The sequence below is a fragment of the Streptomyces luteireticuli genome (genome assembly GCF_041519305.1).
GTDB classification, from domain to species: domain Bacteria; phylum Actinomycetota; class Actinomycetes; order Streptomycetales; family Streptomycetaceae; genus Streptomyces; species Streptomyces luteireticuli.
In genome coordinates, this window is sequence record NZ_CP167928.1 from 92,660 (window position 1) to 115,658 (window position 22,999).

Sequence of the window (22,999 nt, forward strand, 5' to 3'; positions counted from 1 at the left end):
CCGGTACGACGACCGGAGAAACCGGTACGACGACGACCGGGTGGAGGACGTCTACGGCCAGAGCGCAGGCGCGATCGGCGGACTGGTCATCGTCCTGGGCATCTTGTACGCCATCAAGGACCAGACTGGTCTGCCGTGGCCGGCTGCGGTGCTCCTCACCGTGGGCGTCCTGGTCGGGCTCGGGTATCTGGCCTGGCGGATCAAGGTGGAAGTCGTCCGCAGATGGGCCAGACAGCCGGCCGAAGCGTCGTCCGAGGTCCTGGCGCAGGAGTCCCCGCCTGCGGTCGGGGTCGTGCCCCATCCGGAGCTGACCCGTGCCCTGGTCCGTACGGGGGCGATCGGGAAGGACGACGTGATCCCCCTGCACGACGTCGACACCAGGGTGTTGGACGTCGGGACGCAGTACACGTTCCTTCTGCCCGAGGGCGGCACCCACGAGGACGTGGCCAAGCGGCTCGGGCCGATCGGCTCGATGCTCGGCGTGACCCGGCTCCACCTGAAGCTGGAGACCTCCCGGGACACGGAGCGCCGGGTCAGGCTCCTGGTCCTCAAAGAGCCGCCGTTCAGCCGCCTGTTCGACCCGCCGAGCCGCGAGCAGATCCGCGCCTTCGAGGGGATTCCTCTGGGGCACGATGTCACGGGCGCGCTGTTCGGTGTGGAGACGTTCGACGGAGCGTCCATGCTCATTGCGGGCATGAGCCAGATGGGTAAGACCACGCTGCTCAATGGGCTCGTCACCTGCCTGTGTGTCGCCTACGGTGATGACTTCGACATGATTTTGCTGGACGGCAAATTCATTGGCCTGGCCAGGTTCGCGAAAATCGCCCTGCGCTACGAGTCGTCCACCGATCCGGCCGTTCTGGAAAACATGCTTGATGACCTGATCGCCGAAGTGGATAATCGGTACGCGGAGATCGAGAAAGCAATCCGGGCGCGGCAGCAGAAGCCCCGGTTCAGGCGGCTGTTCTTCATCGTGGACGAGGCGGCGGACTTCTATGTGTCCAACGGCAGTAAGGAATCCCGGGAGTTGGTTTCCCGGGTTGAGGACAAGTCGCGGTACGTGGTCGCCAAGGCGCTTGAATCCGGTGTCTCCGTCATCTTCCTGACCCAGCGTCCCGACAAGGATGCGATCCCGGTTAATGTCAGGGCGCAGTTCCAGTACCGGGCGTGCCTGTACGTTGACTCCGAAGGCGCCGCAAAGGTCACCCTTGGTGACTCGTACTTCACCACGATGGCGCCGATCAACCCCGTACTTCTCAACCCGAAGCACAAGGGCCAGGCCGTGTTGTTCGTACACGGGACGTCCACCCACATCCGGGGCTTCAACTTCCCTGACGACTTCATCTGGGAAGTCATCGACGACGCGCATGACCGGCGCCAGAAGCGGCTCAGTGCGTCCCCGGATACCCCGCTGAAGCAGGCCATCGAGCTGATGCAGAGCAAAGAGCTGGACTTCATCGCCACTGCCGATCTGGCCCCGGTCCTCGGAGTCGTGGAAAGCGATTCGACGGAGCGCGGAAAGAAGCTGAAGGCACTGCTCGGAGTGCCGGCCGGTAAAGGCGCGAAGGGCGTGCGGGGCTACCGGCTGACTGACCTCATCGCCGCTGCTATGTCCGATTCGTGACCGCCACCCGGCACCGCCTGGGCACCGCCCACTGCACCGCCACCCGGCGGTCAGGGTGGCGGTCGGGTGGCGGTGCGGTGGCGGTGCCGGGTGGCGGTGCTGACCAGTACAAACACCGAAAACGGAGGGATGGGGGGAGTCTTGAGATCTGGCACCGCAGCGGTGGCGGTCGGCGCGGGGGCGACCGTGCTCGTCATTGGGGCCGCGTTCGTCCAGGCCGCCGGCGACGACGCGGCCCTGAATGCCGCGCTCAGCTTGAGCGTTCCGTCCAAGTACCGAGGTCTGATCGAGAAGGCGGGGAACACCTGCCCGGAGATTACGCCGAATTTGCTGGCTGCACTCCTCAGTCAGGAATCCGAATTCAAGCCCAAGGCGAAATCTCCTGCCGGGGCGCGGGGGATCGCGCAGTTCATGCCGTCCACGTGGGAGAAATACGGAGTCGACGGGAACGGGGACGGCAAGCGCGATATAGAGGATCCCGAGGATGCCATACCGTCAGCAGCGGGATACCTGTGCACCCTGGCCAAGGACGTGAAAGACGTACCGGGTGACAAGCAGTCCAACATGCTCGCCGCCTACAACGCCGGACCCCAGGCAGTGATCGACGCCAAGGGCGTTCCGAACATCCCGGAGACGAAGGACTACGTCCGTGCCATCAACGCCCTGGCCAACCAGGCCAGCAAGGAAGGAGGAAAGGCCGGAACAACCGTCACGGCCCAGCAGGGTGTTACGGCCGTGAACGCGGCTCAGGAAATGCTGGGCACCCCGTACTCGTGGGGCGGGGGCAGCCAGTCCGGCCCGAGCACGGGAACCTGCTGTTCCCCCAGGGGCCGTTCCGGGGCCGGTATCAGCGGTTTCGACTGCTCCGGCCTGGTTCTCTACGCGTACGCGAAAGTGGGGATCGCCCTGCCGCGCACGGCGGAGGCGCAGTACGCGGCATCCAAGCCCGTCGATCCGAAGGACATGCAGATCGGTGATCTGGTGTTCTACGGATCGAGTGCGTCGAGTATTCATCACGTCGGCATGTACATCGGCGGCGGCTACATGATCAACGCTGCAAAGCCCGATACGAAGGTCCGTTTCGACCCGCTCGATTCGATGCGTGACCTGTTCGGCGCCGCCCGCCCCATTCACGGCACAAAGGAGATCTGACCCATGCTCAAGCCTGTCATCCTCGCCGACACGGTGCAGCTCGCCAAGCCGACCGACTTCTCCGTCGGATTCGTGGACTTCTTCAACTCCATCGGACTGACCGGCGCCGGCCTGGTCACCAAGGCGATTGCGGCCGTGATCGCCGTGATCGCCGTCCGCATGCTCCTCCAGACCGCCCACGACCCCCGGCGCGCGCTGCGGACCGGGTCCATGGGCATCGGCGTCCTGTTCGTCGCCGTGATCCTGGCGATGTACGGCGCCGACCTCTTCTCCACGGTCACCTCCGGGCGGCAGTAATGGCGGACCCGTGTGACCTGCTGAAGGGCTCGCCGGCATACCCGTACTGCGTCAGGAAGGACGGCGGGGGCGGGGGAGGGCACACTCCTCCCGGCCCGGGGAAGGGGCTCACCGACGGAGCCTCCGACCACGTCAAAGACCTCGCCAACTGGCTGATCAACAAGATCGAAGGGCTCATTGCACCCAACAAGGCATGGGCGCCGGAGAAGGCCACGGACGAGGTGTTCACACCGTTCCTGTGGCTCGGCCAGCACCTGGCCGTCGCGATCTTCACGTGCGTCGTGGTTGTGTGCGCTCTGTCCGCGTGGCAGGGTGCGCCGCGCCTCAGGCAGTTGGGGTACTCGACCGGCTGGACGCTGGTGGCCGTGGCCGGCATGGCCTCCGTACCCGGCGTCGTGATGCTGCTCAACAAGGCCGTGAGCGAAGGCTTCAAGGCTGCGTTCGACTCGGATGAGTCGACGCTGTTCGGCGTCATCCCCCAGGACCTCAAGCACGGCGCAGACTCGGGAAACCCGCTGGCGATCCTGATCATGGTCGCGGCCCTCTGCGTGGCGCTCGGCTTCGCTGCGCTGGTCTTCGTGACGCGCAACCTCGGGATCCTGGCGTTCGTCTGCATGTCGCCGCTCGTGCTCGCGTCCCTGGCACGTGGGGGTGACACCAGCGCCGTTCAGGCGTGGGCACAGAAGCTGCTGGGTCTGATGTTCGCGCCGTTCGCGCTGCTCCTGGTCAGCCCGTTCGTGGCCCTCGCCAGGGGCTCGCTGGTGGTGGACGGGGTGCTCCTGGTCGCTGCCGATGTCCTGATGCTGCGGATGATCTTTCACGGGGTGCCGTACTTCGGGCCCCGGATGGCCCGGGCCGCGCGGTCGATGGTGGAGAGCCGCACGTCCAACCCCCTGGTCCGCAAGGTTGTTCGGGCGGGTGCGCCGGACTTCTACGAGCAGGAGAACAGCCCGCGCGGGCCCCGCCTGGTGACCACCCCGGGCCGGGGGATGGGCAAGGACGCCGACGTCCTGTTCGCCTCATACGGGGCCAGACCGCGCCCGCGGCCGGGGCGGCTGACGACCAACTCGGTCACCGACCAGATCAACGCCGACGCCGCGCGCACCCAACAACTCACGGAGGCACGCCGTCGGGCCCGCGCCAACCAACCCGCAGGTTCGCGCAGGACACCCACCACCGCTCCCAACACCAACCCCGCGCCCAGGCCAGCGTCACCGACGTCGACGCCCAGTTCGCCGCCGCAGCCTCGGTCGGGCGGATCGGGCGGCGGGCCGGCCACCCCCTGAAGGAGGGTTCGATGTACTCCCTGACCCCCGGCTACCGCGTCCCTGCCATCCAGCGCGGGCTCAGCCCCGCGGAGGCCGTGCTGACCAAGGCGAACGCCGGGGCAGGGGCCGCGATCCTGGCATCGGTAATGCTCCAGCCGCCGCCCCTCTGGGCGTTCGGCATCGTCGCCGGGATCGCCTCACTGGTCAACGTCGCGCCCGGACACCGCTCGGTCGCCCGGTGGGCGACGGTCGGGGTGCGGCACTGGCGCGAGCGCCGCACCACCCCCGCCCTGGCCACCAGCGCGGGCACGACGAGGACGTGGACGCTGTACCCGCACCACGGCACCATGCAGGACCCCCACGTGAGGGAGAGCTTCCACGCGGCGTTCGCCCGTGCACTGACGTTCGCGGCCGGCCAGGCCCGAACGGCGGGAATTCAGGTGCATGTCGCTCACCACGCCACGGTGGGCGACTGCACCGATCACGAGCAGACGGTCTCCGTGCACATCCCCAAGGGACTGGTCGGGCAGCCCGAGCGCGTTCTCGGCACGATCGAGGGCGAGTTCGCCGCGCTCGGCGTCCTGACCCCCGCCACCCCTCAACCGGTCCCCGCCGTGACCGGCCGCTCCGCCACCTGGGCCGCGCTGGAGGACGGCCGGTACGCGGCCACCGCGCGGATCACCGGCTGGCCCGCCGAGACCGGCGGCGACCTCATGCCCAAGCTCCTCCTCGGCCGGGACGCGGACCGCTCCTTCGCGGTGCTCTACCGGCCGCTGCCCGCCGCGCAGTCCCGCCGCTCCGCGAAGTGGCAGGCCGCCGCCGGCGCGGCCTTCCCCACCGACACGATCAAGAAGGAGACGAACGAGGCGGCCAGCGACACCGTGCGCGACGCCCTCGTGCAAGGCGCCTGCCTGGTCGACGTCGACGCCTACCTCACCGTGTGGGGCGACAGCCCCGAAGAGGTCACGGACGCCCGCTGGAACGTCTCCCTGACCGCCGACCGGCACCGCATCTCCCTGGACTGGCTCACCGGCCAGCAGCAGCGCGCCCATGCCATGACCACCCCGCACGGCGCACCCACCAGGAAGGGGGCCGTCCTGTGATCCGTCTGCCCGCGACACAGGCCGCCATCACAGCGCCCCTGGTCGCCTCCGACGCCCGGTTTCCCGGCGTCCCGATCGGCCGCTCCGAGACCGACGGCCGCCCCTTCCACCTGACCCCGGTCCTGGTCGATGCCGCCGTCCTGCCCGCCACCAACAGCCTCGCGCTGGGCGGACTCGGGTCGGGCAAGTCCACCACGGCGAAGGTCCGTGCGCGTCGCGAGATCCTGCACCACGGCCACCAGTACGTCGTCATCGACTCCTTCGGGGAGGAGACGGATGCCGGCGAGTGGGGCAAGCTCACCCGATCCCTCGGCGGCCTGGTCATCGAGGCCGGCGCCTTCACACTGAACCCGTGCAGCCCCGAGTTCGAACCGGACGTCCGCGAGCAGCTGATCCGCTCGCTGATCGCCGCGGTCGAACCCGCCGCGCTCACCCCCCAGTCCACCCATGCTCTCCAGCACGCCCTCAACAGCCCCAAGGCCGACCGGCTCGGCGGCCTCGTCGACGCGCTGGTGAGCCCGGAGGACGGACGGTGGCCGGCCGACAAGCTCGCCGCGTGGGGCGAAGGCGTCGCCATCGCCCTGTCCCGCTACACCGAAGGATCACTGCGCGGCCTCTTCGACGGCCCGGACGCGAGTCTGCCCCCGACCGACCTGCCCATCGTCTCCTTCGACTTCTCCAGTCTCGACCGCAACAGCCCCGCGATCCCCGCCCTCATGGCCGCGATCACCGCGTGGGTCGAGCACGTGTGGCTGCGGCAGTCGACAGCCGTGCACCGGCACCTGGTGCTCGAAGAGGCATGGCAGATCCTCCTCTCCCCGGCCACGGCCGAGCTGATCCAACGCTTGCTGAAGAACAGCCGCAAGGCGGCGTTGTCGCTGGACGTGGTCATGCACACGCTGTCCGACCTCGGCGACGGCCGCGCCCAGGACCTGGCCCGGCTCTGCGAGATCGCCCATGTCGGACGCCTCGGCCCCGAAGAGGCCGCCATCGTCGGAGCCATCCTCGGCCTGCCCGCCTGGGCCATCGCCAAGATTCCGACCCTGCAGCCTGGACAGGCCGTGTGGAAGGTCGGCCCCGACTACATCGACGTCGTCCAGACCACCCTCGACGAGGACGAGGCCCGCCTCACCGACACCTCAACCCGCCGCCGCAAGGCCCAAGAGGCCCTGGCCCCCGACGAGGAACCCGTCGCGATCCTGGAGAAGGAGGCGGTGCCCGAAGAGGTCTACGAGGACGAGGACCCCCGCACCGATGACGGGCCGGGCTCCGACCTGCCGCCCAACGCCGCCGACACGGCACCGCAGCCCGACCACCGGCATTACACCGTTCTGCAGGCCGCGGGCGAGGGACGGTTCAGCGAAGCCGCCGAACTCGCCGCGCTGGGCGAGCGGGAGGACATCACCGCCCACGGCATCAACTCCCCCCAGGTCGCGGCCTGGCTCCTCACCCGCGCCGAGGTCGCCGAACTGTCCGGGAATCGAGCCCAGGCCGCTCAACTGCGCGCTACCGTCGCCCGAATGGGGAACAACGACGGCACATCCTGGTTCGAGCAGACCGACGACTCCACCGCCCAATGGCACCGACTCCCCGAGCCTCCTGCACCCGCGCCCACGGCCGACGACGCCCAGCCGCAGCCCCGCGCCCGTCGCCGTACCTGGCCCTACGTCGCCGCCATCGCAGCTCTGGCAATCACCGCAACCGGCGTATGGCAGAAAGGGGAGAACGACACCAGGAGCGATGAACGTCAGCAAAAGGCCGCCGCCTATAAAGGAAGGTCCGGCGCCAGCCTGACCGTTGACTCAGTCGACGCCGATGTAGTCGCCCACTGGACCCGAGACGGAGACGCCGTCATCGTGGAATTGAGATCGTCCTTCAACCCCGACGCCAAATATCTGCGCCTTGATGCAGACGGAAAGAGCGCCCAGAGCATCAAAAAAGACTGGTACCCAAAAAGTCCAGAAATCGAGCTACCGGTCAAAGATCGCAACGCCGATGTGATGGTTCGTGTGGCGATAGGCGGAAAGAGCTGGAAGGAAGGAAGCCGCGCCACCTCCCGAACCATCAGGCTCTCGCCGACCGGCGTCGCGTACGACGGAGAGACCGGGGAAAAGCTCCCCTCTGACCTCTGATGGACTGTCCGGCCGTCGTGGCTCTCCTCGGTACGGCGGAACCGCCCGGCTCCGGGAGGCGACCGGGCTGGGCCCCTTGTCTGAACCAAGACCCTTCGGAAGGGGATCGATGACGACCAAGATGTTCACCCTGGGAGCCCTGGCCGGCGGTAGCGGCGTGTTCCTGGCCCTCGGGATCCGGGCCTGGCTCACCCGAGGCACGGGATGTCCGCACTGCGCCGAGTTCTCCGGCCACCCGGACAACCGGCACGACCCCCGTCTCTGCCGCGGCTACGTCCAGGAGCAACGGCAGCGCCGACTCGACCGCATTGCTACGACGGGCACGTGGGAGCCCAGCTCCTTCGGCAACCTCTGGCTGCTGCCCGGCGAGAGCCCCGAGCCGGCCGAACCCGCGCGGGCTTCCGGCAGGTGACCCTGCGGCCACCGTGCCCCGTATCCGGCCCCGGGCATGCACGACGATCCCCAGGTCGGCTGAAGGCCCCTTCGGTACGGCGGAGCCGCCCGGCCCTGGGAGGGGGCCGGGCGGCTCCCGTCGTGGTCGGCGGCCGGGGTCAGGCGGCTTGGGGGAGTTCGGGGGCCGGTGCTGTCGGGGGCCGGACGCCGGTGAGTACCTCGGCGCGGTCGGTGACCCCGTGGCCGCCGATCAGATGGCTGATCGAATATCTTGCTCCGCTTTCGTCTGCGCGGCCGGTCGGGCGAGCGATTGCGCGACGGCGGCAGCGGTCGGCCGGGCGGATGGATCGTCGGCCAGGCAGGCGGTGATGAGGTCCTCGATCTGGGGGAAGTGCCATGGGCGTGCGGTGGCCAGGTCGTGGAGGCGGTCTCCGTCGGCGATGTCGCGGAGCATCCCGGCGCGGCCGGCGTCGATGTCGCGGTACGTGACGGGGCGTTCGCCGGTCCAGCACCAGAACAGGGTGGCGCCCAGGGCCCACACGTCGGCCGGCGGGAGCGTCTGGACGTGGACGCGCTCGCCGGTGGCCAGGAGTTCGGCGGCCGTCTCCGGTGCGGTGGTGTGGGTGAGCGCGCCCCGGTACGGGACGCGGCCCGCGTGTTCTTCCGGTCCGCAGGCGAGCGCGTAGTCGAGCAGCACGCCGGTGCCGTCGGGCGTGACGCGGATGTTCGTCGGCTGCACGTCGGCGTGCGTGAAGCGCACCGCGTGCAGCTCGGCGAGGGCTTCGGCCAAGGTGGCCGTCACGGTGGTCAGGAGCTTCCGGGCGGCGGGGGTGTCCTCGTCGCGGGCCTCGGCGAGGGCCGGCCACATGGCGTCGCCGTCGATCCAGCGGGCGGCGACCCAGCGGGCGCCCGGCGGGGAGGTCTTGGCCGCGGCGAAGTACGTGCGGTCGATGGCGCCGAGCGCGGTGAGCCGCTGGAGGACCGACGCTTCGCGTTCGATCTCGCGCTCCTTGTCCCTGCCGTGGCCGTCGCTGGTTTCGGTGTTCGCCTTCACCACGTACGTGCCGGCGGTCGTGGTGACCTTCCACGCGGTCGAGCCGCGCCGGTCCGACACCACGGTGGACGAGACGATCGTCTCGTCCACCACCATCGTGAACTGCTCGACCGGGTCAGTCATGTTGGTCTCCCCTCGCCTGGTGTGCGGCCCACGCTCGTACGCGGGTCCATGCGTGTTCGTCGATGCGCTCGCCATCGTCCAGGACGTCGCCCAGGACGTCGCGGTCGTCATCGTTGGTGGCGGCGGCGATGATGTCGCCGACGTCCGGATGGGACGTCAGCAGCTTCGGGTCGCGGGCCCGTACGGCCGGGCGCAGCGACAGGAACGTGATCGGGGGGACGGGGACGGGGCGCCCGCGGCGGTCGGTGTCCGTCTCGCCCGCCCAGAACTTGCCGACCATCACGCCGACGGGCGCGTAGAGGAGTTTGAGGGCCCAGTGCGGCCACATCAGCGCCAGTCGCTGGTCCTCGGTCGGGGCGTCCCAGCGCACGGCGACGTTCTCGCACACCAGTGGTCCCAGGGTGCGGGCGCGGGCCCGTACGCGTTCGGCGGCCATGAGGCCGGCGGCGAACAGCGCGGCCTCGATGGCCTGGGGCACCGCGGCCCGGTCGGCGGGCTCCCACAGCTCCCACCGTGTCAGCTGCCGGGCCGTCGAGGGGCCGAGGTAGGGGCAGTGGGCGGCCACGGCGGCGGTGTACGGGCCGAGGCGGTGGTCGAGCTGGCCGGCGTCCGGCGTCGGCTCCGTCAGCCGGACGAGCGTGGAGACCGAGACGGGGCGGGCCCCGGAGCCGGTGCTCCGGGGCCCGCTGTTGCTGGTGGTGCTCACGCGGTGGTGTCCTCGGTCACGCTGCCGTCGCCGTCACCGCCGCCGGGGCCGCAGTTCCACGACGCCTCGACGCGGCCCGTGGAGCGGTACAGCTCATAGGCGGCCTGGTTGATGCTGCCCGTGGCGGCGGCGAACCAGATGACGGGCAGGGCGCCGAACCGGGCCTCGTAGTCGCTGGTCCACTGGACGAAGCCGCGGCCGAGGGTGGAGACGTGCGTGACCTGGCGCCCGGCGTGGTCGGTGCAGAACTGCGCGCATGCCTGGGGGTCGTCGTTCAGCCGGTGCCAGGCCGCGTCGATCCGCCCGCTGAACATCGGCATGAGCGAGGTGTCGCCGGCCGCGGTGCGGTCGGCGTGGAGCTGGAAGAACTTGCCCAACTCGGCGAGCGCCTGGCGCTCGGTGGCGGACTCGACGTCCGTCGTGGTGATGGTGCTCATGTGGTGTTCGCCTTTCTCGTCGTCGAAGTGGGTCAGGAATCGGTCGGTGTGCTGTCCGCCGGACATGACGGCCGGTCGTGCCGCTACCGGGCCAGCAGGTCGGTGAGATACCGGCAGGTCCGGGCGATCTCCTGCAGGTACTGCACGGCCGACTGCCCGGTGTTGCCGCGGCGGGCGAGATCCATCTGCCCCCGGTTCAGCACCGCGGCCCAGTGCCGCCGGGCTTCGCCCTTGGCCTCGTCGCGCCGGTGCTGGGCCGCTTCGACCAGGAGCACGAGGTGCTCGTGGAGCGCGGAGGTCAGCTCCCGGACCTCCGCGCGGCGGGGAACGGACGCGCGCTCCTGCAGGGCACGGTCGGCCGTCGCCCGGATCGTCACGAGGTCGACCGGGCGGGTGTCACCGGTCAGCATCGGCGCGATGACGGGCACGTCGCCGTCCGCGCCGGCCACAGGACGGTTCACCGGCCGCCTGCCTCGGCCAGCAGGGCGCGCCGCTGCTCGGCCGCCTGCCCCAACTGCCGGAGCAGGCAGGACAACTGGTCGGGGCCGAGGACCAGCAGCGTCTCGGTGCTCGTCTCGTCGCGGAAGTGCACGGTCACGGGGACGGCGGCCTGGGCGGCGCGGTGGTCGTATGCCACGTCGCGCTGCGACGGCGCCACGTGGGAGACGAAGACCGGCGTCCTGGTCGGAGCAGGGGGAACGGGGGACGGCGGTGTGGTCACGACGGTCTCCTTGAGCGAGCGGAGGGCCGCGCCCTGGGCGGCCCGCCGCGAAGGGGAGTTGTACGGACAGGCAACCCCCGCACGCCGTCCAATGCCCCTACCGGAGCGCGGTTTTCTGCCCGCACCACCCCTATCGAAATGACCCGCTCTTTACCTGCCGCAGGAGGCTCCCGGCCCCTACCGTTGGGGCCCGTGAGCACCCAGCGCAGGCGCAACACGCCGTTGGTCGAGTGGATGGGCAAGCAGGGCCTGAGCGCCCCCGACCTGGCCCGAGCGCTCAACTCCGAGATCGGTGCCATCACCGGCCGGGAGGGAAGACTGACCGAAGGCACGGTCCGTAAATGGCGCTCCGGGGAGACCCAATGGCCCAGGGCCCTCCAACGCCGTGCCCTCGCCCAGGTCAGCGGCCTGACCGCCGCCGACCTGGGCTTCATCCACCCGTCCGCACGCCCGGAGGAGGGACCGGTGCACCGCCGCACATTCATCACCGGCGCCGGCGCCGTCAGCGCGACGCTGGCCATCACGCCTGCCGCGGGACGGGGACGCTGGCGCACAGGAACCTCCGACGTGGAAGACCTGCGCGAGCAACTGGACCGGCTCACCCGGACCGACCAGACCCAAGGCGGCCAGGCACTCGAACAGGCCGCCGAAGCGATCTGCCACACAGCGACCGCCGCGGTCAACGCCGGCGGCTGCTCCGACCGCATCGAACGCATGCTTTATGCCGTGGCCGCCGACGCGGTGGCAGCCAGCGCCTGGTACGCCCTGGACGGCCACCGCACCGCCACAGCCGCCCAGCACATCGACGCCGCCACACGCCTGGCCGCGCTCTCCCGGGACCCCTACGCCCTGCTCCACGCCTGGAACTCCCAGGTGCACTACGCGCTGACCACCGGGCGCCGCGCCGACGCCAAGGCCGCGGCCGAGAAGCTCAGCACGCTGCGGGCGGCCCGGCAGGACCCGCTGTGCCGGTCCCTGGCCCAGGCCCGGCTCGGCACCGCCGCCGCCCTGCTCGCCGACCGCCGGCGCGCGGAAGCCGCCTTCGACCGCGCCCACGACACCCTCACCCACAGCCAGCCCGTCCCGCGGCCCCGGTGGCTCGGCTTCTACGGCACCGCCGACCTCCACTCCCTCCACGGCAAGTCCCTGCGCATCCTCGGCCGCCCCCAGCACGCCGAGACCCACGCGCGCACCGCCCTGGCCACCGTCCACGCCGGATACCTGCGCGACCGCGCCCTCTACCGCGTCCACCTCGCCGAGGCACAACTCGCCCAGGGCGAACGGGACGCCGCCGCCGACACCATCGACCGCGCCGCCCGGCTCGCCGCCGGCCTCCCCGGCAGCGCCCGCGTCCACACCGCCATCCACCGCCTCACCACAACCCTGGAAGCCGCCCGATGACCCAAACCGCTCCTGACCGGTTCACCCGCACCCCGCTCACCGACGAGACCATCGACGCGATCCTCACCGTCTACGTCGACGCCCGCGCCGAACTCCAGCACCTGGAGCACTACCAACCACCCCGCATGCGCGCGCAGTTGAAGCGCCACGCGACGCGCCCGGGCTGCCTGGCCGCACTCGCCTGGCGCGAAGACGAGCCCGTCGGCTACGCCTACGGCTGCCCGCTCGGCGCGGAGAACACGTGGTGGCCCAGGGTCTACCCGCCGCCCTCGGCGGACATCGTCCGCGAGGACGGGCAGCGCACGTTCCGGCTGGACGAGATCGCGGTCCTCACCTCCCGGCGCGGCACCGGCACCGCCCGGACGGTCCACGACCACCTCCTGGACGGCTGGACGGGCCGGGCAACACTCATGGTCAACCCACTCGCCGGGGACGGGAAGGTCCAGGCCGTCTACGAGCGGTGGGGGTACGTGCCCGTCGGGCACGCCCAGCCCCAGGACACCGCGCCCGTCCTGACCGTCATGATCCGCCCCAGCCTGTCGGCCGTCGCCGGGAAAGCCGGATGACCCCCGTCCCACCACTTCCTGCCCCGCCGCGGCAGGCCGTGGCTACGTACCTCCCGGAGAGCGACACAGCCACGCCGCCAGGGGTACGCGCCGGTTCGACATCCCCCGGGACGTCACCGTGCACTCCCTGCGCACCGCGCTCGGCCTCGGCGTCAAACTCGACAAGGACGCCCGCAACGAGTTCCTCGACCGCGTCCTGCCCCCGACCACGACCGAATGCTGTACCCCCGCTGAAGAGCCGGAAGGACCGGAGGACAAGATGTCCACACAGCGTGATCACAAGCAGGTCCTGGTGGAGTCGGGGTGGGCTCCCGCCACGGTGCGCGTTGAGCACTTGCGGGCGTTGACCACCCTGTCCGAGCGCTCGGTCCTGGTCGCCGATCGCACGGGGCGGATCACCGTCGTCACCCCGGACGCCGCTTGGAAGGGCTACTTCGCGGGGGAAATGCGGCTCCTTGCCCACCGTGAGGACCTCCTCGACGCCGGGCTGCGTGAATCCTGGAAGACCGGTCGCCTGACTGGGCCGGTGGTCGAGGTGTGCACAGCTGAGGCTGCCTCCCTCAACGTCCGCGAGCAGGAGGTGGCGGTGTGAGGAACGTCCAGGAAGGCCAGCTGTACCGCGACCTGGCACCGGACATGACCTGGAGGGACCGCCAGCTGCGGGTGACGGCAGCTGTACAGGGCATTTGACTCTTCACATGGTCAAACCGCAGGGCCTTCCCAGGTGGGGTCGGCGGCCGTACGGTCGGCGTCGACGAATCCCGGGGAGCGGAAGGAGTGCTGTGGTGCCGGAGCGGTCGGAGTTCGAGAAGGCGTGGGAGCGGCGGGAGCTGATCGGCATGCAGCAGCGCATGCTCGGGATCTCGCTGGCGATGATCCGGGACCCGGCCGCCGAGCACGACATGGGGGAGGACGTCGATATCGCGGAGTTCGCGATCGACTGGGTGGACGAAGTCGCGCGGAAGTACGGACACGACGGCCTGCGGGTCCTCGCCGTGTGCCTGGCCGGGGGCTGGTGGGAGCAGGCCCGCCGGCACGCCTCCGTTTACGGGGCGCCCATGGCCCAGACGGTCGACGCGGTCGTCCCGCCGTTCCTCAAGGGGCCCGTCCCGCAGGACGATGACCTGCCCAGGCTCCGCGACGGCAGCCCGGACTACGAGACCATCGACGCCATGGACGCCGCGCTGGCGGACCTCGACGAGGACAACGGCACGCTGGACACGGAGACCGGTTCCCGGGGGCTGGAACGTCCGCAGGCCGGCCCCGGCGTCTGACCGGGGCGCGGCCTAGGATCCTCGATCATGGACACGGCAGTACTCCTCTTCATCTTTCCCCTCATCGGTCTCCTCGCCTGGACTGTCGAGAGCCGGATCGAACGCGTCAGCCGCAAGGTCGCGCGGCTCGAGCGCAAGGTCGACTTGATCCTTGACCAGTTGGGCATCCGGCAGGAGGAGCATGAGCTGGCCCGGATCGCGGAGCTCGCGCGCAAGGGCGAGAGGATCAAGGCCGTCAAGGCGTACCGCGAGCTCACCGGGGACGGGCTGAAGGACGCCAAGAACGCGGTTGACCAGTTGGCCGCGCGCGCCTAGACGCTCCTCCAGTTGACGTTGATGAATCCGGCGTTGCCGTCGCGGGCGTCGAGTATGTCTCCTGCGCCGCGGCCGCCGGCGCCCTGGGTGGGGAGCAGGCCGAGGCCGGGGGGTGTGGGGGTTCCTGCCAGGCCACCGCTGCCGCCGACGGCCAGGGAGAGGAGGGTGGAGCCCTTGCCTCCGTCCTGGCCCGGGGCACCGTTGCCCGTGAAGTAGGCGCGGCAGGTGCCTCCGCCGCCGGTACCGCCGCCACCGGCGGCGACAGCGGGTCCACCGTAGGTGCCCGCAGTGCCCCCGAGGGCGCCGTTGCCGTCGAAGCTGCCCCCAGTTCCCCCGGCGCCGCCGGCGGCCGCGCCGCCACCACCCCCACCGCCGCGGCCGTCGGCCAGCAGGGCCACGGCTGCGACCGTTGATCCGGCGAAGACTCCAGAGGCACCGCCGCCTCCACCGCCTCCATTGATGCCGTTGGCGCCGCCGGGGGTTCCGGTGCCGCCGTGACCGAGGCCGTTGAGGGCACTCGTGCCCCCGTAGGGATACGACTTGCCGCCGTTGTCCCCTCCGCCGCCGACGACAACGGTCAGGTTGGTTCCCCCAGGCACGGTCGCCGTGCACACCGCGGTGCCGCCAGCGCCTCCGCCGCCGCCACCGATGAGATCGCCGGTGCTGGTGGCGCCGTATTCACCGCCTCCGCCGCCGGCGCCGCGGACGGTGAGCGTCACGGTGAGCTGCTCGGCCTCGGTGGGCAGGGTGAGGATGTACTCCCCTGCTCTGGTGCAGTCGGCCGAACCCACGACGGGGTCGGCCAGGGCGGGGGCAGCCACCGAGGCGGGGCTGCCTGTGGCTATGGGCATCAGGAGGGATCCGGTGAGGGCGAGCAGACGGGTCGCCAGGCGGATGTCCGGTCTCCGGCGCCGAGCACGCGGATCCGGGGAGGAGAGGGTGGCTGGGGTCTTCATCCGACGATCGCCTTTCCAGAAAACGGACAGGGCGGGATCCTCCAGCTCGACTCGAGGAGACCGGACCGGGGAGCCCCATACCCCCGGCTGACCGAGGGCGGTGCTCCGCTCTTCAGGTTCGATCGTTCCGCTGGGCGGGCGCATGCGCATTGCACCAGATGAGTGAACAGCGCACCACGCACCTGTAACGGCTCCTGCACGGACGTTTGCCGTCACCGCCCCGGACCGCACAACGGGAATACCGAGAGAGACCAGGAAGTAACGTTACGTCAATATTCTTGTGTGCTCGGCTGGACGTATGGCGCCTCGGCGACGGCATTAAGAGGTGAGAGCGCCGTGCTCTCCCGGGTCTCGGTGGGGGCAGGGACCAGGTGTCCAGTACGAGACATAAGGACAGCAATGTTCTACGGCACGCCGCCCTACCGGGGGGAAACCACCGGACGGCGCGAAGAGCAGATCCACCTGCACCACCCGGCCACCGCGACCAGTACCGTGCGAGGGCCGGCATGAGCGGCCGCCACACGGTACTGCGCACCGTGACCACGGAGCACCACGCGCAGGTCGCGTACGAGTCCTTCGTCCTGGGCAAGCGCGAGGGGTACGTCACCTGGGCCTACACCCGGCTGTACTCCATGGAGGACGCCCGGGAGATGGCCAACGAGGCGTTGTTCCAGATCTACCTGAAGTGGGACGACGCGCTCGCCAGCGACAACACCGACGCCTTCTGTTTCAAGATCCTCCGGAACACGGTGGCGGACGAGCTGCGCAGGCGTGACCGCCGCCCGGTCATCCCCGTCGGGCTGATCTTCGAGGCGTCGACCCGGCCGGTCGCCGCCGTCCCGGACGAGGAGATCGAGCGCGCCTCCCGCCGCCTGGAGGTCCACTACGCGGTCTCCCGGCTCCCCGGACGGCAGCAGACCTGCATCGCCCTGCACTACCTCCAGGACTACTCCACCGAGAAGATCGCGGACCTCACCGGCCTCGCCGCCTCCACCGTCCGCTCGCACCTCGCCGCCGGCTGCGCCGCTCTGGCCACGACGCTGACTCCCCCCGACGGCGACACTCCCGGCCACACGAAAGGGCACCACCAGTGATCGAAATCGAAAGCGCCCTGCAGGATGCGCAGACCCGAACCCCCGCCTACACCGGCGAACAGCGAGCCGAGGACGACCACAAGCTCTTCGCCCGCATCCACCAGGTCGAAGAACGCCGCGCCCGCGCCGTACGGGACATCTCCGGCTGGCTCGCCCCTACCTCCCCCGAACTCGCCGCGCTCGTCCTGGAATCCGTCGAAGGCCCCACACCGGCCGCGCCCCGCAAGCTCAAGCAACGGCTGCGCCGCGACCTGAAGGGCCTGTGCCGCCAGATCATCAAGGCCCCCGGAGCCGCCCCCCGGCTGTTCCGCTTCGTCGGTGCCGAGTGCCCCACCGACCCGGTCGGCGCCCGCGGCCTGGGCTGCCTGCTCTACCTCAGCGGCGCCGGCGAAGAAGGCGCCCGCTTCTGGTGGCGCTACGCCGCCGGCGCCGACGACGCCACCGCCGCCTACCTCCTCTTCCTCGACAACCTGCTGCGCGGCCAGCCGACCGAGGCCGTGCACTGCTACCGCCAGCTCAACGCCGGCGCCTTCCTGTGCGACGAGGACTGGGAAACCCCCGCGAACCGCCCCTCCCCGGCAGCCGATCCCCTGCCCGTCGAGGTCGGCAGCCACATCCGCGAGGTCACCGCCGGACCCGCGAACGCCTCCATCTCCATCCCCGAGGGCTACCTCGACAACGTCTCCCAGGAAGAACTCGACGACCTCGTCTGCCACCGCTGAACCCAGCACCCGCCCCTGCCCGGTGCCCTGCGGCCGCCCGCAGCCGCAGGGCACCGGCACGCCGTGCTCCCACCGGAAGGTGCACTGTGCTCCGACGTCGCCCTCCCCGCCTCGTACAACACCACCACCCGTCCGGAAGGGCCCCCTGCCCCTACTGGGCACAGATCACCGCCACCCTCCTGAGCAGCGCCCTCCCGATCCTCACCGACTTCTTCAGCCGATATATCGGCTGAGGGGCCGCTGTGAGGAAGGCTCTCTGTGCTGGCCTGACGGCGGTGGCCCACGGGGACCGAACGGGTGAGTGTGGCCGTTCGGACGCGATATCGTGAGGGGCCTGATGACCGCCGCTTTTCATGATCTGGCAGGAGCGCCCCGCGTGGCCGAGGACCCCATCGCCCAGAGCGAGATCGCCGCTCTCACCCGCCGCTATGAGCAGGCGCAGGTGACGACGGAGCGCGAGTTCGGGATCGTCAAGTCCGACCTGACCGCTCTGCGGCTCCAGGTGGGCAACCTCGATCAGAAGGTCGGCAACCTGGACGAGAAGGTGGGCGGCCTGGAGGAGAAGGTCGACGCCTTGTCGGAGAAGATCGACCGCAACCAGGCGAAGATCGTCGAGTTGCTGAGTGCTCTGGTCGGTAAGTCTCCGGACGCCAGCTGATCATTCTGAAGTTGGGCTCGGACTCCCGTGACGGGGGTCCGAGCCCTTTTTCGTGCCCGCGTGAGATCACGGGTGGATTCGGCCGGTGTGGGTGCGGCGGGTGTGGACGAGGTGCTGCCAGCGGGCGCGCACGCCGTCGGGGCCGTCGATCCAGCGCGTGGTGGTGGGGCCGGGCAGGGGCAGGCCGGCCATGAAGTGGGCGATGTCGGTGAAGTAGGCGAAGTCGCCGGTGGCGGTGAGTTCGCGCAGCCGGTCGATGGTGGCGGCCAGGTTCTGGTCCTCGCCGCGGACGGCGTGGTGGAAGGCGAGGCCGAGTTCCAGGAACCGGATCAGGTAGGGGAGCCCGGCGTTGTCGATGTCGGCGTGCAAGCCCTGGGCCCGGTCGGTGAGAGCGTCGTCGGTTCCGGCGTCCTTGATCAGGGCGACGACCTGGGCGAGGAGGGTGTTGGAGAGCTGGTCGAGGCCGTCGAGGAGCTGGTGGGCGAGGGCGAGCTCGTCGTCGGCGCGGTCGGGGTCGGCGAAGGAGACGGCGAGGGCGAGGCGGACCTGCGTCATGGCGCGTTCGCCCGGGGCGCCGTGCTGCTCGGCTTCGGTGCGGCCGGCTTCGAAGGCGTCGATGGCCTGGACGGTGTTGGCGTGGGACCAGTGGATGTCGCCGAGGACGCGGTGGTGGCGGCCTTGCCAGCCCAGGGTGGGGACGGCGGCCAGGGCGGTGGGGAAGTCGCCGGCGAGGCGGGCCAGGTTGGCAAGGCCCCGGCGGGCCTTGGGGGCGAGGCGGCCGCCGGTGTCGGCGACCTGCTGCATGCCGGCGCGGGCGGCGTCGTTCTGGCTGAGGTCCTTGTGGGCCTTGGCCCGGTAGTACAGGGCCATCTCGGTCAGCGCGGCGGGCAGCAGGCCGGCGGCCAGGACGGCGGTGAGACGGTCGGCAGTTTGCTGGCGGTGCTCGTGCTGGCGCCGGGCGATGGCGGTGAGAAGCTCGGCCGCGGCGTCGGCGGGGGTGTCCGGTGCCTCCTCGGTGGGGGTGGGCAGGGTGAGGGGTTCCCAGACGGAGTCGTCGGTATAGACGAAGGCGGCGTCGATGATCCAGCCCAGGCCACTCAGGTGGTGGTCGCGGGCCAGGCGCAGGCCCTGGCGCAGGCAGGCGACGAGGAGCATGCGGCTGGGGGCGAGGGCGGCGGCCTTCGTCCACTGCTCGCCGAGGGCGGCCAGGGCGCGGGTGGCGGCCTGGTGCCAGTCGGCCGGTGTCCAGCGGTCGTCGCTGTGGTCGTCCTCGCGGACGGCGCTGCGTATCGCGCGGTGCAGGTGGTAGGGCCACAGGGCGTAGGGGTTCTCGGTGACCAGCGGCCGCTCGACCAGGCGCCGGGCGGGGGCCTGCTGGGCGAGACCGGCGGTGCGGGTGGCGAGGTCGAGGTCGAAGGCGTCCAGCAGGGACACGCTGCGCAGCAGGTGCCGCTCGTCGGGGGTGAGGTCGGAGAGGGTGCGGGCGAGGAGGGCGGGGAAGGTGCAGTCGAAGTCCGCGGGGGTGGGGGTGCGGCCGGTGCGGTGGATCTCCAGGAAGCGGCTGACGGCGAGGTCGAGATGGAGGGACAGGCCGTGGGAGCGGGCGGTGATCGCGGCGCGGATGTCGGCGCCGATGAGGGGCTGCCCGTCGAGGGTGAGGCGGCGGGCGAGATGGGTCTCGCAGTCCTCGGGGGAGAGATCACCGATCAGGTGCTGGCGGCCGCCCCGCGTGGCCGGCCTCGGCCGCGGAGCCGCGGGGGAGGAGGTGGTCAGGCCGGGCCAGGCGGCGGGGCCGGTCCAGTCGAGCTGGCCGTGCAGCGCGGCATCGGCCCACTGCAGGCGGCTTCGGCCGCCGATGACGAAGAAGGTCTGTGGCATGAGCCAGACCAGGCGCTGCAGCAGCCGCTCGAAGTCGCGGTGGCGGTCGCCGGTGTCCTCGAAGGTGTCCAGCAGGACCACTGGGGTGAGGGCCTTCTTCACGGGCAGCCGGCTGAGGTCCCAGGCCAGCGCGGGTAGTAGGACAGCGCTTCCAGCCGGGGTGGCTTCCAGCAGGGCCGCGGTCCGTGTGGCGCCCGCCAGGGCCTGGGCGCGTTCCTGGCGCTCACGCAGAGCCGTCACGAGCGCCGAGGTGAGCTGTCCGGCCGCGGAGCCGACCAGGCCGGGCAGCTCGAGGGCGGCGGCGACCTCGCCCACCCCCGCCTGCAACTGCTGGGGCAGCATCTTCGCGAAGCGGCCCGCCAGCCCGGTGCGCCGGACGTACTCGTCCAGTGGCTCACCCGGGTGGACGTGTTCCCAGTAGTGGCGCAGCGCCACGTCGAAGGAGGGCAGCGTGCGGCCCAGCGCCCCGGCGAGCGCGAGGCGGATCGTCAGGATGACCCGTTCGAAGTCCGAACCGGTCGACGCGGAGCGGGCCAGGTCGATCCGGATGGGCAGGAGCCGCTGCGTCCATGTGGGTGCGCCCCACTGGTCGGGGCGGTGCTCGGCGGCGGTGAGCGCGGCTTCGATCTTGCGGAGCAAGGTGGACTTCCCGGCCCCGCCCACCCCGTGAAACATGATCAGGTTGGTGCGGGGCGCTTCGAGGTCTTCCACGTCGAAGCCCGGGGCACTGGTGCGGCGCAGGTGCTCCTCCAGCGCGGCGGCCACCAGGGCCCACTGGTACTGCCGGTCGGTGAACGCCTCCGCAACGTCGAACGCCGACGGGTCGTTGGAGCTGAACAGCGCACGCAGGTTGTCGGCCATGGTCCCCCCACAGGTGATCGTCTCGGCCCAACCTATTCCGCGCTGCGCCCTGGCGGCGGCACTCTGGCGGGCGCGGCCCGATAGCCGCCGGTGGTGGACGGGAATCCGGCCACGGCCGACAATGATCCTTTTGTTGTTGCTTTTCCCTGTGAAGGCTGATCATCGTGCGTGATGCGGTACCCCCCTTCAGCGTCCCCGAGCCCGATGCCGACGAGGCTGTGAGGCTGGTGATCGCCTGGTACGGCCGGGAGATCCTCGCCGAGCGACGTGCCCCCGCCTGCGACCCTGGGCGGCTGGAGCGCCTGATCGCCGAGCACCGGCAGTGCCTGGAGGACCAGAGGCGGCTGAAGGACGCCGGCTCCGAGGAGAGGGCCCGCCTCACCGCCCTCTACGCGGCCCGTCTGAAGGAGTTGGAAGGCACCGGGCCGTAGGCATCATCGGAGGGGTCCGCGTCGCCGCGGGGCAGGGGCAAGGCAGCCACCGCGGCGGGCCCGGGAAGCCGTCGTGGCCGCAGGTGCGCGGGCATCAGTGGCCGCGCCAGGCAGGCGATCTCCTCCACGTCCTGGCGGTAGTGCGGCAGCTCGGCCCGCAGCCGGCGCTGGATCGCCCAGAACCGCGCCGCCTCCTGGGGCGTGAAGGGCCGGGCCTGCTCGGCGAGCAGGGCCTCCGCCGCACCCGCCGGCCGCGCCCAGGCGCCCCCGGGTGTGCGGGCGTTGCGGTAGAGGACGGTGCCATCGCGCCTCCACACCATGACCGAGTCGGCCACCTGCCCCTCCTCGGCAGCGGCTACCGCGTCGGCGAGCGCCGCGAAGTGGCGGTCGTGCCCCTGCGCGGTGGTGAACCGGGCGGGCAGGCCAAGCCGACTCATCCGTGCGCAGCGCTCGGCGGTTCCCTGCCGGGAGTCCGCGGCCCGCACGGCCAGGACCACCAGCTCCACCCGGTAGCCCGCCCGCCGGTAGAGCATCGCGCCCTGGACGAACGCGGCCGCGCTGCCGGGGGCGATCTCGATGACCACGTCACCGCGCATCTCCCGTACGCGTGCCTCGGCCATCGCCTGCCAGGCCCGGTAGTCCGCCCGGATCCGGTCGCTGGCCGTACGGGGCTCCTCGCCCAGCAGGGTCAGGTAGTCCGGGTGGGCCGCCTTGAAGTCGTCACCGCTGATCTGGGTGGGCCGTCCCCGCAGGGCCCTGCGCAGCATCGGGGTCAGACTGGTCTTGCCGGAGCCGGGCTGTCCCACCACATATACCGCGACCGGCCGCTCCTGCGGCGTGATGCCCTCCAGGAGGGACGGGGCGATCAGCACGTCGAAGATCCAGCGGTGCTCCTCGGCGGAGAGCCGGTGATAGTCCGTGCCGGGCGCCTCGCGGCGGGCCTGGGCGGTGCGCCGCAGTGGCTCGGCCAGCGCGGCGGCGCGCTCGGCGTCGCGCCGCACGGCCAGCGACCAGTCCTCGGGCAGCCGCGGATCATGCGCACGCCGGTCGGCGTCGGCGAGCTGGCGGCGGAAGGCGCCGGTCTCCGCCGCGTTCCACGGGCGTAACCGCTCGGTCAGCAGCGCCTCGCGCGCACCGGCCGGGTGGCGCCAGTGGCCTTCGGGGGTGAGGTCGTTGGCGTACAGGACCTCGCCGGCGCGCCGGACGACGACGACCCGGTCGGCCAGGCGCCCGGCCTCGAGGTCCGCGAGGGCGTCGGGCAGCGCGGCCGCGCAGGCGTCGTGGTTGCCCCACCCCACGTACCGGGCCCGGCCCTCTTCGGCGAGGCGCAGGTACCGGTCCAGGACACCGAGCTGGGACACGGCCTCCGGCACCGCCAGGGCGACCACCTCGACCCGGTAGCCGGCCTCGCGGTAGACGGCCACCGTGGCCAGCCACGACGCCGGGTCGGCCAGGGCCTCCTCCGCCACCATGTCGTACCGGCCCGCGCGGGCGCGGGCTTCGACCTCGGCCTGCCAGCGGTAGGTCTCCGGCCGCACCCGCACCCCGGCCGTCCGCACGTCCTCCACCAGGAAGCCGGGGTAGTGCGGATGGACGGCCTTGTAGGTGTCCCGGTCCACCCTCACCGCACCACCGCGCCTGTGAAGGGCGGCGTGCACCAGGTCCATCACCAGCGTCTTGCCGCTGCCGGCCTGTCCGAGAACGAACACCACCACCGGGTGCTCCTGCGTCACCGCGTCCGCCGTCAGCCCGGGCACGATCACCTCGGCGAGCAACTCGCCGTACTTCTCCACCGACGTCTCCCGGCCGTGTTCGAGATCAATAGGTCCGATC

25 protein-coding genes are annotated in these 22,999 nt (G+C 71.0%); 17 read left to right on the plus strand and 8 right to left on the minus strand.

Going from position 1 to position 22,999, the window contains the following annotated elements; translation table 11 throughout:
* Nucleotides 1–40: 40 nt before the first annotated feature.
* The 7 genes from AB8735_RS35990 (at nucleotide 41) to AB8735_RS36020 (ending at nucleotide 7,988) form a co-directional block, all read left to right on the plus strand.
* On the plus strand, nucleotides 41–1,624 hold the full coding sequence (locus AB8735_RS35990; RefSeq protein ID WP_372412072.1) for an FtsK/SpoIIIE domain-containing protein: 1,584 nt from the start codon (nucleotides 41–43) through the stop codon (nucleotides 1,622–1,624).
* Between the two features lie 90 nt (nucleotides 1,625–1,714).
* Nucleotides 1,715–2,776 (plus strand): NlpC/P60 family protein, encoded by a 1,062-nt coding sequence (locus AB8735_RS35995; protein WP_372412073.1) that lies wholly within the window; start codon nucleotides 1,715–1,717, stop codon nucleotides 2,774–2,776.
* Nucleotides 2,777–2,779: 3 nt separating this feature from the next.
* A complete protein-coding gene (locus AB8735_RS36000) occupies nucleotides 2,780–3,073 on the plus strand; it encodes a hypothetical protein (RefSeq protein WP_372412074.1) in 294 nt (97 codons plus the stop codon).
* The gene (locus AB8735_RS36005) at nucleotides 3,073–4,359 is read left to right on the plus strand and encodes a hypothetical protein (protein ID WP_372412075.1); all 1,287 of its coding nucleotides are present in this window, start codon (nucleotides 3,073–3,075) and stop codon (nucleotides 4,357–4,359) included. Before AB8735_RS36000 ends, AB8735_RS36005 begins: the two co-directional genes overlap by 1 nt.
* Before the next feature lie 11 nt (nucleotides 4,360–4,370).
* Nucleotides 4,371–5,444 carry a hypothetical protein gene (locus tag AB8735_RS36010; protein WP_372412076.1) on the plus strand — a complete coding sequence of 358 codons (1,074 nt, stop codon included), beginning with the start codon at nucleotides 4,371–4,373 and terminating at the stop codon, nucleotides 5,442–5,444.
* The gene (locus AB8735_RS36015) at nucleotides 5,441–7,576 is read left to right on the plus strand and encodes a hypothetical protein (protein WP_372412077.1); all 2,136 of its coding nucleotides are present in this window, start codon (nucleotides 5,441–5,443) and stop codon (nucleotides 7,574–7,576) included. The genes AB8735_RS36010 and AB8735_RS36015 overlap by 4 nt, the downstream gene beginning before the upstream one ends.
* Nucleotides 7,577–7,685: 109 nt before the next feature.
* The gene (locus tag AB8735_RS36020; protein ID WP_372412078.1) at nucleotides 7,686–7,988 is read left to right on the plus strand and encodes a hypothetical protein; all 303 of its coding nucleotides are present in this window, start codon (nucleotides 7,686–7,688) and stop codon (nucleotides 7,986–7,988) included.
* A 231-nt stretch (nucleotides 7,989–8,219) separates the two neighbouring features.
* Here the strand turns inward: AB8735_RS36020 and AB8735_RS36025 are convergent, their stop codons facing one another.
* The 5 genes from AB8735_RS36025 to AB8735_RS36045 are packed head-to-tail and all read right to left on the minus strand — an operon-like array spanning nucleotide 8,220 to nucleotide 11,010.
* Entirely contained in the window at nucleotides 8,220–9,146 is a 927-nt protein-coding gene (locus tag AB8735_RS36025) for a protein kinase (RefSeq protein ID WP_372412079.1), read from the minus strand.
* Nucleotides 9,139–9,852: a hypothetical protein gene (locus AB8735_RS36030; RefSeq protein ID WP_372412080.1), complete on the minus strand. Its 714-nt coding sequence runs from the start codon at nucleotides 9,850–9,852 to the stop codon at nucleotides 9,139–9,141. Before AB8735_RS36030 ends, AB8735_RS36025 begins: the two co-directional genes overlap by 8 nt.
* On the minus strand, nucleotides 9,849–10,355 hold the full coding sequence (locus AB8735_RS36035; protein WP_372412082.1) for a hypothetical protein: 507 nt from the start codon (nucleotides 10,353–10,355) through the stop codon (nucleotides 9,849–9,851). The genes AB8735_RS36030 and AB8735_RS36035 overlap by 4 nt, the downstream gene beginning before the upstream one ends.
* A 17-nt stretch (nucleotides 10,356–10,372) precedes the next feature.
* The gene (locus AB8735_RS36040; RefSeq protein ID WP_372412083.1) at nucleotides 10,373–10,750 is read right to left on the minus strand and encodes a DUF6415 family natural product biosynthesis protein; all 378 of its coding nucleotides are present in this window, start codon (nucleotides 10,748–10,750) and stop codon (nucleotides 10,373–10,375) included.
* Nucleotides 10,747–11,010 (minus strand): hypothetical protein, encoded by a 264-nt coding sequence (locus AB8735_RS36045; protein ID WP_372412084.1) that lies wholly within the window; start codon nucleotides 11,008–11,010, stop codon nucleotides 10,747–10,749. Before AB8735_RS36045 ends, AB8735_RS36040 begins: the two co-directional genes overlap by 4 nt.
* Nucleotides 11,011–11,202: 192 nt before the next feature.
* Between AB8735_RS36045 and AB8735_RS36050 the strand changes: the two genes are divergently transcribed.
* The 6 genes from AB8735_RS36050 to AB8735_RS36075 all read left to right on the plus strand — a co-directional run bounded on the left by AB8735_RS36050 (nucleotide 11,203) and on the right by AB8735_RS36075 (nucleotide 14,566).
* A complete protein-coding gene (locus AB8735_RS36050) occupies nucleotides 11,203–12,411 on the plus strand; it encodes a hypothetical protein (RefSeq protein WP_372412085.1) in 1,209 nt (402 codons plus the stop codon).
* A complete protein-coding gene (locus AB8735_RS36055; RefSeq protein WP_372412086.1) occupies nucleotides 12,408–12,977 on the plus strand; it encodes a GNAT family N-acetyltransferase in 570 nt (189 codons plus the stop codon). The genes AB8735_RS36050 and AB8735_RS36055 overlap by 4 nt, the downstream gene beginning before the upstream one ends.
* Nucleotides 12,978–13,095: 118 nt before the next feature.
* Nucleotides 13,096–13,569: a hypothetical protein gene (locus AB8735_RS36060; RefSeq protein WP_372412087.1), complete on the plus strand. Its 474-nt coding sequence runs from the start codon at nucleotides 13,096–13,098 to the stop codon at nucleotides 13,567–13,569.
* Nucleotides 13,566–13,667, plus strand: a complete 102-nt coding sequence (locus AB8735_RS36065; RefSeq protein ID WP_372412088.1) for a DUF6354 family protein — start codon at nucleotides 13,566–13,568, stop codon at nucleotides 13,665–13,667. Before AB8735_RS36060 ends, AB8735_RS36065 begins: the two co-directional genes overlap by 4 nt.
* 95 nt (nucleotides 13,668–13,762) lie before the next feature.
* On the plus strand, nucleotides 13,763–14,251 hold the full coding sequence (locus AB8735_RS36070; protein ID WP_372412089.1) for a hypothetical protein: 489 nt from the start codon (nucleotides 13,763–13,765) through the stop codon (nucleotides 14,249–14,251).
* Nucleotides 14,252–14,278: 27 nt separating this feature from the next.
* Complete coding sequence (locus tag AB8735_RS36075) at nucleotides 14,279–14,566, plus strand: hypothetical protein (RefSeq protein ID WP_372412090.1); 288 nt, start codon at nucleotides 14,279–14,281, stop codon at nucleotides 14,564–14,566.
* Here the strand turns inward: AB8735_RS36075 and AB8735_RS36080 are convergent.
* Nucleotides 14,563–15,522 carry a hypothetical protein gene (locus tag AB8735_RS36080; RefSeq protein WP_372412091.1) on the minus strand — a complete coding sequence of 320 codons (960 nt, stop codon included), beginning with the start codon at nucleotides 15,520–15,522 and terminating at the stop codon, nucleotides 14,563–14,565. The genes AB8735_RS36075 and AB8735_RS36080 overlap by 4 nt on opposite strands.
* A 506-nt stretch (nucleotides 15,523–16,028) precedes the next feature.
* Between AB8735_RS36080 and AB8735_RS36085 the strand changes: the two genes are divergently transcribed.
* The 3 genes from AB8735_RS36085 (at nucleotide 16,029) to AB8735_RS36095 (ending at nucleotide 17,996) form a co-directional block, all read left to right on the plus strand.
* A complete protein-coding gene (locus tag AB8735_RS36085) occupies nucleotides 16,029–16,616 on the plus strand; it encodes an RNA polymerase sigma factor (RefSeq protein ID WP_372412092.1) in 588 nt (195 codons plus the stop codon).
* Nucleotides 16,613–17,338 carry a hypothetical protein gene (locus tag AB8735_RS36090; protein ID WP_372412093.1) on the plus strand — a complete coding sequence of 242 codons (726 nt, stop codon included), beginning with the start codon at nucleotides 16,613–16,615 and terminating at the stop codon, nucleotides 17,336–17,338. Before AB8735_RS36085 ends, AB8735_RS36090 begins: the two co-directional genes overlap by 4 nt.
* Nucleotides 17,339–17,714: 376 nt before the next feature.
* A complete protein-coding gene (locus tag AB8735_RS36095; protein ID WP_372412094.1) occupies nucleotides 17,715–17,996 on the plus strand; it encodes a hypothetical protein in 282 nt (93 codons plus the stop codon).
* A 66-nt stretch (nucleotides 17,997–18,062) separates the two neighbouring features.
* On the opposite strand, the gene AB8735_RS36100 is transcribed toward AB8735_RS36095, so the two are convergent.
* A complete protein-coding gene (locus AB8735_RS36100; protein ID WP_372412095.1) occupies nucleotides 18,063–20,735 on the minus strand; it encodes an ATP/GTP-binding protein in 2,673 nt (890 codons plus the stop codon).
* A 164-nt stretch (nucleotides 20,736–20,899) separates the two neighbouring features.
* On the opposite strand from AB8735_RS36100, the gene AB8735_RS36105 reads away from it, so the two are divergent.
* Nucleotides 20,900–21,166, plus strand: coding sequence for a hypothetical protein (locus AB8735_RS36105; RefSeq protein ID WP_372412096.1), 267 nt, complete (start codon nucleotides 20,900–20,902; stop codon nucleotides 21,164–21,166).
* Here the strand turns inward: AB8735_RS36105 and AB8735_RS36110 are convergent.
* Nucleotides 21,124–22,959, minus strand: a complete 1,836-nt coding sequence (locus tag AB8735_RS36110) for a zeta toxin family protein (protein ID WP_372412097.1) — start codon at nucleotides 22,957–22,959, stop codon at nucleotides 21,124–21,126. The two genes, AB8735_RS36105 and AB8735_RS36110, sit on opposite strands and share 43 nt — an antisense overlap.
* Nucleotides 22,960–22,999 lie beyond the last annotated feature (40 nt).